Raw genomic sequence first — 12,383 nt, 5'->3', positions numbered from 1 at the left:
CGGCTGCTGCCGCGTCCGGCGGCGGCCGCCCTCACCCTCGCCAACGTGTCGGGCAGCCTCGTGCGCGGCGTCGTCGCCACGGCGCGGCGCGGCCTGTGCGTCGAGACGCTCGACGCCATCGCCATCGGCCTGCCGACGGCGCGCGGCGAATATGCGACCGCCAACTTCACGCGCTTCCTCGTCGAGCTCGCGGCCTATATCGAGGCGACCACCATCGAGCGCTCCGACGATCTTCTGCGCTCGCTGCTGCATCGCGCCCCGGGCGACGTCTGGGTCGTCGAAGAGAATGGCGACCTCGTCAAGACGCCTTTCGCCGCGCTCACGGGCGGCGAGCATGTGGCCGTCGGCGCGGGCGAGACCATTCCCGTCGACGGCGTCGTCGTCTCGGGCGACGCCTATGTCGACCAGTCGGCGGTGACCGGCGAAAGCCTGCCCGCGCCGAGGGCGAAGGGCGATCCCGCGCTCGCCGGCGGCGTCGTCACGGACGGGCGCCTCGTCATCCGCGCGGAGCGGGTCGGGCAGGGCACCACCACCGGCCGCATCGCCCGCTACATCCAGGACGCGCTGGAGCGGCCGGCCGAGATCCAGTCGATCTCCGCCGCGCTCGCCGACAAGCGCGTCGGCGTCACGCTCGGCTCCGCCGCCGGCGTCTTCGCGCTGACGCGCGACTGGCGGCGCATGGAGGCGGTGTTCATGGTCGATTATTCCTGCACCGTGAAGCTCGGCACGCCGATCGCGCTCAAGACCGCCATGTACAAGGCCGCCCGCAACGGCTGCCTCGCCAAGAGCGGGCAGGCGGTCGAGGCGCTCGCCGGCGTCGACACGGTGGTGTTCGACAAGACCGGCACGCTGACCCACAACACGCTGCAGGTGACCGACATCTGCCCGCTGCTGCCCGGCGTGAGCGAGGAGGAGGCGGTCGCGGTGGTCGCCTCGCTCGGCGAGCACACGACCCATCCGATCGCCGGCGCCGTCGTGCAGCTGGCGAGGCGGCGGCGCCTCGCCCATGTGCATCACCAGGAGGTCAATTTCATCGTCGGCCATGGCGTCGAGGGCGAGATCGACGGCGACGTGGTCCGCTTCGGCAGCCGTCATTATCTCGAAGACGACGAACACGTCTCCTTCGCCGCGCAGCGGGCGCAGGCGGCGCGTTTCCAGGCGGAGGGCAAGTCGCTGCTCTACGCCGCGCGCAACGACCGCCCGCTCGCCATGTTCGCCCTGCGGGACCGGCTGCGCCCCGAGAGCGCCGCCACCCTGCGGCGGCTGCGCGCGCTCGGCGTCCGGCGGCTCGTCATGATCACGGGCGACCATCGCGCCAGGGCGCTCGCCTTCGGCGAGGCGCTCGGCATGGACGAAGTGTTCTACGAGCAGCAGCCCGAGGACAAGGCGCGCATCATCATGGAGCTCAAGGCGCAGGGCGCGCGCGTCGCCTATGTCGGCGACGGCGTGAACGACGGCCCGGCGCTGATGGCCGCCGACGTCGGCGTCGCCATGCCGCGCGCGGCCGACATCGCCCGCGCCACCGCCGACGTGGTGCTGACCGAAGACCGGCTCGACCAGCTCGCCGACATGGTCGACATTTCGCAGGCGACGATGCGGCTGATAAGATCGAACTTCCGCGTCGCCGTGGGCGCGAATTCGGCCATTCTCGCCGCCGCCGTGCTCGGCCGCCTCACGCCCATCGGCGCGGCGGCCCTGCACAACGGCGTGACCATCGCCGTTCTCATCCGCTCCCTGCTCGCCGGCGGCGCGGGAAGCGCGCGCCGGCTGAGTCCGGGACGGGGCAGGGCGCGGCTCGACTGAGGCCGCGGGCCCTTCAGACGGCCGCGAGCGCGGCCGGCGCGGGGCCGCCATAGGCGTAGTCGAGCAGCTCGACCGTATGCAGCACCGGCGCGCCCGCGCCGTCGCCGATCTGCGTCATGCAGCCGATGTTGCCGGCGGCGATGGCGTCGGCGCCGGTCGATCTGATGTTGGCGATCTTGCGCGCGCGCAGCGCGGCGGCGAGTTTTGGCTGCAAAATATTGTAGGTGCCGGCCGAGCCGCAGCACAGATGCCCCTCGGGCGGGTCGCGCACCTCGAATCCGGCGTTGCGCAGAAGCTCCTTGGGCAGGCTCGTGATCTTCTGGCCGTGCTGCATCGAGCAGGCCGAATGATAGGCGAGGGTCAGCTTCTGCCGGTTCGCCAGCGGCTTCAGCGGCAGGCTCGCCAGAAATTCGGTCACGTCCCTGGTCAGCGCCGAGATCTTCGCGGCCTTCGCGGCGTAGGCCGGATCGTCCTGCAGCATGTGGCCGTAGTCCTTGAGCACGGTGCCGCAGCCCGAGGCGGTGACGACGACGGCGTCGAGGCCGCGCGCCTCGATCTCGGCGGTCCAGACGTCGATGTCGCGCCGCGCGAAGGCCCTCGCCTCCTCGTCGCGGCCGAGATGATGGGTGAGGGCGCCGCAGCAGCCTTCGCCCTTCGGCTGCACCACCTCGACGCCAAGGCGCGTCAGCAGCCTGATCGCGGCGTCGTTGATCGAGGGCCGCAGCGGCTTCTGCGCGCAGCCCGCGAGCAGGGCGACGCGGGCGACGGGCTTTTGCGCGGGCTTCACCACCTCCTGCGGGAAGGCGCTCGGCTTCGGCAGGGCGCGCGGCGCGAGCCGCAGCATGGCCGCGAGCCGCGCGCCGGTCTCGCCCGCCCGTTCGAGCAGCGGCGCGAAGGGCGCGCCGAGCGCGGCGGCGCGGATCGCGAGGCGGAAGCGCGCCGGATAGGGCAGCACGGCGGCGAGCAGGGCGCGCAGGGCGCGGTCGGCCGGGGCGCGGACGAAGGTCTCCTCGATATGGGCGCGGCCCTCGTCGACGAGGTGCATGTAGTTGACGCCCGAGGGGCAGGTCGTCATGCAGGACAGGCAGGAGAGGCAGCGGTCGACATGCTTCACCGTCTCGGCGTCGGCGGGCCGGCCGTGTTCGAGCATCTCCTTCATGAGATAGATGCGCCCGCGCGGCGAATCGAGCTCGTCGCCGAGCAGCACGAAGGTCGGACAGGTGGCGGTGCAGAAGCCGCAATGCACGCATTTGCGCAGGATCGGCTCGGCGATCCTGACGCGCGGGTCCTCGCGCTGGGCGTCGGTGAAATGCGTCTGCATGAGGTCAGGCCCTGGCGCGGAGACGGCCGCGCTCCAGAATGTCGGCGGGATCGAACTGCGCCTTGAGCCGCAGCGAAAGCGCTTCGAGCGCCGGATCGAGCGGCTGGAACACGGGCGTGCCGGCGCGCAGCCCGTCGGGCGCGCGCACCAGCGTCGCGTGGCCGCCGCCCTGCACCGCGACCGCGCCGCGGATCAGCTCGGCGGCGCCGTCCTCGGCGGCGTCGGGGGCGAGCGCGAGCCAGACGAGCCCGCCCGACCAGTCGAACATCGCCTCGCAGTCATGCGCCCGGGCGACCGCCGCGGCGACGGCCGGGCCGGCGGTCGGCGCGACCGAGACTTTCCAGATGATCCGGTCGCGCGGCGCGGCGAGCGGGACGACGTCGCGGATCGCGCGCCACGCCCGGCCCGAGGCCTCCGCGTCGAGCCGCTCGGGGGCGGCGTAGTCGCGCAGCAGCGCGGCGAGCCGCTCGAAGCGCTCCTCGACCGAAGGCGCGAAGCCTTCGATTCGCAGCAGCGTCGCGGCGGCGGGAAAGCCGAGGCTGTTCGCGGCGAAGGGCGGCAGATGCGCCGCGCCCGAGACGTCGGCTTGCGAGCCCATGGCGGCGCAGAGCGCGGCGACGGCGGGTTTGGGCGCAAGCCCCGGCAGGACCAGCGTCGCCGCCGTCTCGGCCCGCGGCAGCGCCTTGAAATTGACCTCGGTGACGACGCCGAGCGCGCCGAAGGAGCCGGCGAGCCCGCGCGCCAGATCATAGCCGGTGACGTTCTTGACCACCGTGCCGCCGGCCTTGTAGGCCTCGCCGCGTCCGTTGACCGCCCTGACGCCCAGAATGTGGTCGCGCGCCGCGCCCGCCCTGACGCGGCGCGGCCCCGACAGATTGGCCATCAGCGCGCCGCCGATCGAGCCCGCGCCGGCGCCATAGAGCGCGTCGAACGACATCGGTTCAAACGCGAGCTCCTGGCCGTTCGCCGCAAGCAGCGCCTCGATCTCCTCGAGCGGCGTCGCGGCCCGCGCGCAGACGACGAGCTCGGCCGGCTCATAGAAGGTGACGCCCGAAAGGCGCGACAGGTCGAGCCGCCGCTCGGCGTTCCACGGCCGTCCGAGCCCCGCCTTGGAGCCGAGCCCCGTCACGGCGAGCGCCGCCCGGTCGGCGTAGGCCTGCGCGACCGCTTCGGCGGCCTCCTCGGGGGCGGCTGGCGTGAGGGTGGTCATTTCGTCCTCGATTCGCTTCTGCGGCGACGCGCGGGGACCGGCGCTCCCGAACCACGCTTCATAGTCCATCGGAGCCTTGCGCCCAATTGAAATTTCCGCGTGTTCCGCGCCGCGCCGGAGCCCCGCCAGCCCCTTGAAGCCGCGCTAGCCATGGCGCGCGCGGCTTGATAGAGCATGGCCCATGACCAAGGCCGATCCTTCAGCGCCCGCGCGCGCCGCAGCCCTCTCGCGCAAGACGAAAGAGACCGACATCTCGGTCTCGGTCGATCTCGACGGGACGGGCGCCTCGACCATTTCGACCGGCGTCGGCTTCTTCGACCATATGCTCGACCAGCTCGCGCGCCATTCCCTGATCGACATGACCGTGACGGCGAAAGGCGACCTGCACATCGACCAGCACCATACGGTCGAGGACTGCGGCATCGCGCTCGGCCAGGCGCTGCGCCAGGCGCTCGGCGACCGCGCCGGCGTCACGCGCTACGCCGACGTGCTGCTGCCCATGGACGAAACCCTGACCCGCGTCGCGGTCGACGTCTCGGGCCGGCCCTTCCTCGTGTTCCGCACGGAGTTCTCGCGCGAGAAGATCGGCGGCTTCGACACCGACCTCGTGCGCGAGTTCTTCCAGGCCTTCGTGATGAACGCCGGGCTCACCGTCCATGTCGAGACGCTCTATGGCGTCAACGCGCATCATGTCGCCGAATCCTGCTTCAAGGGCCTCGCCCGGGCGCTGCGCGCGGCGGTCGAGGTCGATCCGCGCCAGAAGGGCGCGGTGCCGTCCACCAAGGGTTCGCTCGCCGGCTGAGGCGCGGCCGGAACGCGCCTTGCTTCGCCTTCGGCCGCCGGCCCGAAGACCGGCCCTGACGCCGCTTTCGTCAGGAAACGTCCAGGGAACACGTCCATGGCGGTCTATTCCATCCATGCGCCGCGCAACGGGGACGCGGCCGACGCCGTTTTCGTGCGGCAATGCTTCAGCTGGCCGGCCTTTCTCTTCGGCGCGCTCTGGCTGCTTTCGCAAAGGCTCTGGCTCGCCGCGGCGCTTGTCGCCGCCGTCGTGCTCGCCGTCGCCGCGCTCGCCGTCTCGGGGGTGATCGCGCCCGGCGCGGCGCTGGCGCTGATCGCGCTTTTGCGTCTCTTTCTCGGCGTCGAGGCGGGCGGGCTGCTTGAACGGCGGCTGCTGCGGCGCGGCTACGGCCTCGCCGGCGTCGTCAGCGCGCCGAACCTTGAAGCCGCCGAAAGCGTCTATTTCTCCGGCCCCGGCGCGCCCCGCCCGGGCCGCGGCCAAGCCGGCGCCGCGCCGATGAAAAACCCCGGCGCGCAAACCGGCGTTCTCGGCGTGATGCCAAGGCCCGAAAGCTTCACGGGGCGCGCGCCATGAAGGTCGCGATCGTCGATTACGGCTCGGGCAATCTCCATTCGGCGCACAAGGCCTTCGAGCGCGCGGCGCGCGAGGCCGGGATCGCGGCCGAGGTCGCCGTCACCGCCGACGCCGCGCTGGTGCGCGCCGCCGACCGCGTCGTGCTGCCGGGCGTCGGCGCCTTCGCCGACTGCCGCAGGGGCCTCAAATCCGTCGCCGGCCTTTATGAGGCGATGCGCGCCGCCGTGCTCGAGCGCGGCCGGCCCTTCCTTGGCGTCTGCGTCGGCATGCAGTTGCTCGCGACGCGCGGCCTCGAGCATGGCGACACGCCGGGGCTCAACTGGGTCGAGGGCGTGGTCGACGCGCTGCGCCCCTCAGATCCCGCGCTGCGGATCCCGCACATGGGCTGGAACACGCTCGAGCCCGAGGGCGAGTTGCATCCCGTGCTCGAAGGCCTGCCGCTCGGGCCCGCCGGGCTGCACGCCTATTTCGTGCATTCCTACGCCTTCCGGCCGAAACACGCCGAAAATCTTGTCGCGAGCTCGGATTACGGCGGAAAATTTGCGGCCATGGTCGGGCGCGACAATATTCTGGGCGTGCAGTTCCATCCCGAGAAGAGCCAGGAGCTCGGCCTGCGCCTCATCGCCAATTTCCTGAAGTGGAAGCCATGATCCTTTTTCCCGCGATCGACCTCAAGGACGGGCGCTGCGTGCGCCTCGTGCAGGGCGACATGGCCCGCTCGACGGTCTTCTCCGACGATCCGGCGGCGCAGGCGGCGAGCTTTGAAAAGGCCGGCTTCTGTTACCTGCACATGGTCGATCTCGACGGCGCCTTCGCCGGCAAGCCGAAGAACGCCGCCGCGGTCGAGGCCGTGCTGGCGAGAGTGAAGCTTCCCGTCCAGCTCGGCGGCGGCGTGCGCACGCTGCAAACCGTCGAGGCCTGGCTCGAAAAGGGGATCGCCCGGGTCATCATCGGCACGGCGGCGCTGCGCGACCCGGAGTTCGTGAAAGCCGCCGCGCGCCGTTTTCCGGGCAAAATCGCGGTCGGGATCGACGCGCGCGACGGGCGCGTCGCCGTCGAGGGCTGGGCCGAGACGTCTGACGTGACCGCGCTCGAACTCGGCAAGCGCTTCGAGGACGCCGGCGTCGCCGCGCTCATCTTCACCGACATTGCGCGCGACGGGCTTTTGAAGGGCCTGAATTTCGACGCCACCGTGGCGCTCGCCGAAGCGCTGAGCATTCCGGTCATCGCGTCCGGCGGTCTCGCCTCGATCGACGACGTGAAGCGCCTCCTTGAGCCCGCCTGCCGCAAGCTCGAAGGGGCGATCGCCGGGCGCGCGCTCTATGACGGCCGGCTGGAGCCGGCCGCGGCGCTGGCGCTGATCGCCGGCGCGAAGGCGGCCTGAGGACCCCCATGCTCAAATCCCGCATCATTCCCTGCCTCGACGTCAAGGACGGGCGCGTCGTCAAGGGCGTCAATTTCGTCGACCTGCGCGACGCCGGCGATCCGGTCGAATGCGCCATGGCCTATGACGCCGCCGGGGCCGACGAGCTCTGCTTCCTCGACATCACCGCAAGCTCCGACGACCGGCCGATCCTGCTCGACGTCGTGCGCCGCACGGCGGAAGCCTGCTTCATGCCGCTCACCGTCGGCGGCGGCGTGCGCACGCTCGAGGACATCCGCCAGCTTCTGCTGGCCGGCGCCGACAAGGCCTCGATCATGACCGCGGCGGTCAAGAACCGCGGCTTCGTGCGCGAGGCGGCCGAAAAATTCGGCGCGCAATGCGTCGTCGTCGCCATCGACGCCAAGCAGACGGGGCCGGACCGCTGGGAGATCTTCACCCATGGCGGGCGCACGCCCACGGGGCTCGACGCGGTGGACTACGCGAGGGAGGTCGCGGCGCTCGGCGCCGGCGAAATTCTGCTCACCTCGATGGACCGCGACGGGGCGAAAAGCGGCTTCGACCTCGCCCTGACCCGGGCGGTGGCCGACGCCGTGACCATTCCGGTCGTCGCCTCGGGCGGGGTCGGCACGCTCGACCATCTCGTCGAAGGCGTGCGCGACGGCCACGCCAGCGCCGTGCTCGCCGCCTCGATCTTCCATTTCGGCGAATTCACCATCGGCGAGGCCAAGCGGCATATGGCCAATTGCGGATTGCGGATGCGCATGGATGGACTAGTCTAGACGCTCCAGACGCCGGGATGGAAGGATGACGCCGTTTAGCCTCGACGACCTCGCGGCGATCATCGCCGACAGGGCGAAGTCCGACTCCGCCGCCTCCTACACCAAGTCGCTGCTCGAGGCCGGGCCGCCGCGGGCGGCCAAGAAATTCGGCGAGGAGGCGGTCGAACTGGTCATCGCCGCCCTTGAGCCGGAGCGCCGGCATGTCGTGGCCGAGGCCGCCGACGTGGTCTACCATCTTCTGGTGCTGCTCCAGACGCGCGGCGTCCCGCTCGCCGAGGTGCTGGCCGAGCTCGAACGGCGCACGTCGATGTCGGGCCACGCCGAAAAGGCCGCGCGCCAGCCTGCGGGAGCCGCCGCCGAAAGCGCCGTCCCGTGAGCGTCCGGGACGATTTCGTCACGACCGCCGCCGCGCAGGAGCGCTTCTTCATGGACGGCCGCGCCGATCCGGCCGAAATCCTCTCCCCCTACCATCATTTCACGCGCGAGGAATGGGCGGCGCTGCGCGCCGACACGCCGCTGACCCTGACGCGCGAGGACCTGTCGCGCCTGAAAAGCATCAACGACCCGATGTCGCTCGACGAGGTCGTGGCCATCTACCTGCCGCTGTCGCGCCTGCTCGCGCTCTATGTCGCGGCGACGCAGGGGCTCTACAAGGCGACGCAGCGCTTCCTCGGCGCCGAAGGCGGCAAGACGCCCTATATCATCGGCGTCGCGGGCTCGGTCTCGGCCGGCAAGTCGACGCTCGCCCGCGTCATGACCGCGCTGCTCTCGCGCTGGCCCAACACGCCCAAGGTCCAGCTCGTCACCACCGACGGCTTTCTGCATCCCAACGCCGTGCTCGAGGCCGAAGGGCTGATGCGCAAGAAGGGCTTTCCCGAAAGCTACGACGGCACGGCGCTCCTGCGTTTTCTGTCGGACGTCAAGGCCGGGCGGCGGCGCGTCGCCGCGCCCGTCTATTCGCATCTCGTCTATGACGTGGTGCCGGACGAGAGCATCGTGGTCGACCGGCCCGACATCCTGATCGTCGAGGGCCTCAACGTGCTGCTGCCGAACCGCCCGTCGAAAGACGGGCGCGGCCTGCCCTTCGTCTCGGATTTCTTCGATTTCTCGGTCTATCTGAACGCCGACGAGGCCGATCTCGAGGTCTGGTTCGTCGAGCGCTTCCTGCGCCTGCGCCAGACCGCCTTCCGCGACCCGCAGTCCTATTTCCGCAAATACGCCGAACTGTCCACCGAGGCGGCGGAGGCGGCGGCGCGCGAGATCTGGCGCGAGATCAACCTGCGCAACCTGCATGAAAACCTGCTGCCGACGCGGGCGCGGGCCAATCTGGTGCTGACCAAGGGCGCGGACCACCGCATCACCGACGTCGAGCTGCGCAAGCTCTGAGCATTTCCAGTAAAGGTTGCAGGCTTTCGCTGAAAACGCGCTGGCCGCCGGCGCGCCGTCAGCCGTCGAGCGCGGCGCGGATCGGCCCTTCGAGCTTTTCGGGCGCCGTGAAGGGCGCGAAGCGGCGCAGCGGGCGCCCCTCGCGCGAGATGAGGAACTTGGTGAAGTTCCATCTGACGGCGCGCCCGAAAAGGCCCGGCAGCGCGTCCGTCAGCCAGACGAACAGCGGATGGGCGCGGGGCCCGTTGACCTCGACCTTCTCGAAGACGGCGAACGAGACGCCGTAATTGACGAGGCAGCCGTTGGCGATCGCCTCGGCGTCGCCGGGCTCCTGCCCGCCGAACTGGTCGCAGGGGAAGGCGAGCACCGCGAGGCCGGCGGGGCCGAACGTCTCGTGCAGCGCCTCAAGCCCCGCATATTGGGGCGTGAAGCCGCATTTGCTCGCCGTGTTCACGACGAGCGCGGCCTGCCCCTCGTAGCGCGAAAAGGGAGCCGCCGCGCCGCCGCGCAGGGGGCGCGCCGAAAATTCATAAAATTCGCCCGTCATGAAATCCGCCTTCATGAACCTGGCGCGTACGGCCCGGGCGCGCGCCGCGCCGCCGGTCAGACCGCGAGCGAATGCTTCGCGCCGGCCGCCGCGCCCTGTTCGAGATAGGCGTCGAAACGGGCGGCGATGTGGCGCACGAAGGGGCGCCCGCGGGCGGTCAGGCGGAAGCCCTGCGGCGTCGGCGCGAGGAAGCGCTCGTCATCGGCCGCGAGCAGCGCCCCGGCCTGAGCGACGAGCGCGTCGGCGGCCGCGCCGAAGCGCGCCCGAAGCTCCCTGCCCGGAAAGGCGAAGTCGCACATCAGCCGCTCGATGACGAAGGCGCGCATGCGGTCTTCGGACGAAAGCTCGAAGCCCCGGCCGGCGCCGAGCCCGTCGGCCTCGACGAACGTCTTGTAGACGCCGACCGCGGCCGCGTTCTGGACATAGCCCTGCGGAAAGCGCGAGATCGCCGAGGCGCCGAGCCCGATCAGGGTCTCGCAGCCGTCGGCCGTATAGCCCTGGAAGTTGCGCGACAGGCGCGAGGTCGCGAGACTGTCTTCGGGCCGCGCGAAATGGTCGATGCCGAGACGGACATAGCCGGCGGCGGCGAGCCTGTCTTCGGCGAGCCGCGCCTGCGCGAAGCGCTCGGCGGGGCCGGGGAGGGCGGCTTCGTCGACGAGCCGCTGCTGGGGCAGCTTTTGCGGCAGATGGGCGTAGCCAAACAGCGCGATGCGGTCGGGCGCGAGGCTCAGCGCCCGGTCGAGGGTGGACGAAAGGCTCGCCAGCGTCTGGCGCGGCAGGCCGTAGACGAGATCAAGGTTGACGCTCGCGGCGCCGGCGGCGCGGAACGCCTCGACCGCGCTTCGCGTCTCGTCGAAGCTTTGCAGCCGGCCGATCGCCTCCTGCACGGCGAGGTCGAAATCCTGAACCCCGAGCGAGACGCGGGTGACGCCGGCGCGCGAAAAGGCGCGCACGCCGGGGCCGGTCAGGAGGCGCGGGTCGATCTCGACCGCGAACTCCATGTCGGGCTCGAAGTCGAAGGTCATGGCGAGCGCGCCGACGAGCCGCTCGACGTCGGCGGGGGTCAGGATGTCGGGCGATCCGCCGCCGAAATGGAGATGCGCGAGGCGCGGCCTGAAGCCCAGCGCCTCGGCGACCGAGGCGAGCTCGGCCTCGAGCGTGTCGACATAGTCCGAAACCGGGGCGTAGCGGCGCGTCGCCTTGGTCGAGCAGCCGCAGTACCAGCACAGGTCGCGGCAGAACGGCACATGCAGATAGGCCGAAACCGGCTGCGCCCGGTCGAGCGCCCCAAGCCAGGCGCGCATATGGGCCTGATCGACGCCGGCATGGAAATGATTGGCGGTCGGATAGCTCGTGTAGCGCGGCAGGGCCGCGGCGTAGCGGGAGACGAGAATCGGATCGGCGGCTTCGTCTTCGGCGGCCTTATGGCCGTCGGATTCATGGGACATGGCTTGATCTCCGGCGGCGCGCGACGCTGGCCGGGCACTTTAGGCCGCGCGACGGGGGGCGCCATGTGTCAGATCAAGCCCGCGCGCCAAATCCGCAGGCTGGGGCTCGGCCAAAGTCCGCCGGCCGGCGCAGATTTTCTTTTCCAACGCGTCCGATTCCGAATAGAGACGTTCAAAACTAACGCCGAGCGGCTCGGCTCCACGGCCCTCGTCCGCGCGCCCGAAGGAGCGCCCCGACCTTGACGACGCATGCGTCCCCCGCCGAGCCCACGCCGGCCTGTTTCAGGCCGGTCGAGCAAACCAGAAGCACGAAGGCGGCCGATCTCGTCGCCAACCAGATCCGCGCCGCGATCATCAGGGGCGAACTGGCGGCGGGCGACCTGCTGCCGGCGGAGCCGAGGCTGATCGAGCAGTTCTCCGTTTCGCGCCCGACCATCCGCGAGGCGATCCGCATCCTCGAATCGGAGGATCTGCTCGTCGTGCTGCGCGGCGCGCGCGGCGGGGCGCGCGTGCTGAAGCCGACGGCCGGCTCGGTCTCGCGCGCCGCCGGCGTCGCGCTGCAGGCGCAGGGCGCGACGCTCGCCGACATTTACGAGGCGCGGCTGCTCATCGAGCCCGCCGCCGCGGCCCGCGCCGCGCGCGAGCGCCCGCAGAAGACGGCGCAGGCGCTGCAGGCGCAGGTCGACGCCGAATATGACATCGGCGACGATTTCGGCGCGCTCTGCGTCGCGCTGGCCGAATTCCACCGCATCCTGCTCGCCCATTCGGGCAGCCAGACGCTGGCGCTCCTCGGCGTGGTGCTGCAAAGCCTCGTCGAGCGGCACCAGGCGCTGGTCGAGGCGCGGTTCGACGAGGAGCGGGCCGACGCGCGCGCGCGGCTCGCGCAGATCGTCGTCGCCGCCCAGCAGAAGCTCATCGACCTGATCGCCGCGGGCGAGGCCGAGGAGGCCGAGCGCCACTGGCGCCGCCATATGGAGGCGGCGCGCGGCTTCTGGCTCGCCGGCGGCGAAGGCGCCCTCGTCAACCTCATCGACTGACCCGGCGGATCGCCCGCCGCGCGGCTGCGCGCCCAAAAGCTCAAAATCTGCTACAAGGCCGGCGTCCGCTTCGGCGCGCGCCCGTCGCCGCGC

At 71.1% G+C, this 12,383-nt stretch carries 12 protein-coding genes and 1 pseudogene; 9 read left to right on the top strand and 4 right to left on the bottom strand.

Annotation, left to right across the window (positions count from 1 at the left end):
- The coding region (locus ACILRB_RS11795; protein WP_395666485.1) for a heavy metal translocating P-type ATPase at positions 1-1,803 on the top strand (1,803 nt) is incomplete at its 5' end.
- Positions 1,804-1,816: 13 nt separating this feature from the next.
- Here ACILRB_RS11795 and glcF read toward each other — a convergent pair.
- Together glcF and ACILRB_RS11785 are read right to left on the bottom strand one after the other, a co-directional pair.
- Complete coding sequence (gene glcF, locus ACILRB_RS11790; protein ID WP_395666484.1) at positions 1,817-3,124, bottom strand: glycolate oxidase subunit GlcF; 1,308 nt, start codon at positions 3,122-3,124, stop codon at positions 1,817-1,819.
- A gap of 4 nt (positions 3,125-3,128) precedes the next feature.
- Entirely contained in the window at positions 3,129-4,334 is a 1,206-nt protein-coding gene (locus ACILRB_RS11785; protein WP_395666483.1) for an FAD-binding protein, read from the bottom strand.
- A 181-nt stretch (positions 4,335-4,515) separates the two neighbouring features.
- On the opposite strand from ACILRB_RS11785, the gene hisB reads away from it, so the two are divergent.
- The 7 genes and pseudogenes from hisB to coaA all read left to right on the top strand — a co-directional run bounded on the left by hisB (position 4,516) and on the right by coaA (position 9,258).
- Positions 4,516-5,136, top strand: a complete 621-nt coding sequence (gene hisB / locus ACILRB_RS11780; RefSeq protein ID WP_395666482.1) for an imidazoleglycerol-phosphate dehydratase HisB — start codon at positions 4,516-4,518, stop codon at positions 5,134-5,136.
- A gap of 90 nt (positions 5,137-5,226) precedes the next feature.
- Positions 5,227-5,709: pseudogene (locus ACILRB_RS11775) on the top strand (DUF2628 domain-containing protein); the annotation flags it as partial.
- Entirely contained in the window at positions 5,706-6,359 is a 654-nt protein-coding gene (hisH, locus tag ACILRB_RS11770) for an imidazole glycerol phosphate synthase subunit HisH (RefSeq protein ID WP_395666481.1), read from the top strand. The pseudogene ACILRB_RS11775 and the gene hisH, both read left to right, overlap by 4 nt.
- Complete coding sequence (gene hisA, locus ACILRB_RS11765; protein ID WP_395666480.1) at positions 6,347-7,093, top strand: 1-(5-phosphoribosyl)-5-[(5-phosphoribosylamino)methylideneamino]imidazole-4-carboxamide isomerase; 747 nt, start codon at positions 6,347-6,349, stop codon at positions 7,091-7,093. The genes hisH and hisA overlap by 13 nt, the downstream gene beginning before the upstream one ends.
- 8 nt (positions 7,094-7,101) lie before the next feature.
- Positions 7,102-7,872, top strand: coding sequence for an imidazole glycerol phosphate synthase subunit HisF (gene hisF, locus ACILRB_RS11760; protein WP_395666479.1), 771 nt, complete (start codon positions 7,102-7,104; stop codon positions 7,870-7,872).
- Positions 7,873-7,897: 25 nt separating this feature from the next.
- Positions 7,898-8,248 carry a phosphoribosyl-ATP diphosphatase gene (locus ACILRB_RS11755; RefSeq protein WP_395666478.1) on the top strand — a complete coding sequence of 117 codons (351 nt, stop codon included), beginning with the start codon at positions 7,898-7,900 and terminating at the stop codon, positions 8,246-8,248.
- A 50-nt stretch (positions 8,249-8,298) separates the two neighbouring features.
- Positions 8,299-9,258 carry a type I pantothenate kinase gene (gene coaA, locus ACILRB_RS11750; protein ID WP_395666486.1) on the top strand — a complete coding sequence of 320 codons (960 nt, stop codon included), beginning with the start codon at positions 8,299-8,301 and terminating at the stop codon, positions 9,256-9,258.
- Between the two features lie 58 nt (positions 9,259-9,316).
- On the opposite strand, the gene ACILRB_RS11745 is transcribed toward coaA, so the two are convergent.
- On the bottom strand, positions 9,317-9,805 hold the full coding sequence (locus tag ACILRB_RS11745) for a glutathione peroxidase (protein WP_395666477.1): 489 nt from the start codon (positions 9,803-9,805) through the stop codon (positions 9,317-9,319).
- Positions 9,806-9,861: 56 nt separating this feature from the next.
- Positions 9,862-11,253, bottom strand: coding sequence for an oxygen-independent coproporphyrinogen III oxidase (gene hemN, locus ACILRB_RS11740; protein WP_395666476.1), 1,392 nt, complete (start codon positions 11,251-11,253; stop codon positions 9,862-9,864).
- 239 nt (positions 11,254-11,492) lie between these two features.
- Between hemN and ACILRB_RS11735 the strand changes: the two genes are divergently transcribed.
- Positions 11,493-12,290 carry a FadR/GntR family transcriptional regulator gene (locus ACILRB_RS11735; RefSeq protein ID WP_395666475.1) on the top strand — a complete coding sequence of 266 codons (798 nt, stop codon included), beginning with the start codon at positions 11,493-11,495 and terminating at the stop codon, positions 12,288-12,290.
- The last annotated feature ends 93 nt before the right edge of the window (positions 12,291-12,383 follow it).

The sequence above is a fragment of the Methylocella sp. genome (assembly GCF_044226135.1).
Taxonomy (GTDB): Bacteria; Pseudomonadota; Alphaproteobacteria; order Rhizobiales; family Beijerinckiaceae; genus Methylocapsa.
Note: the sequence above shows the minus strand (reverse complement) of the source record. Positions and strands in the feature narration are given on the sequence as shown.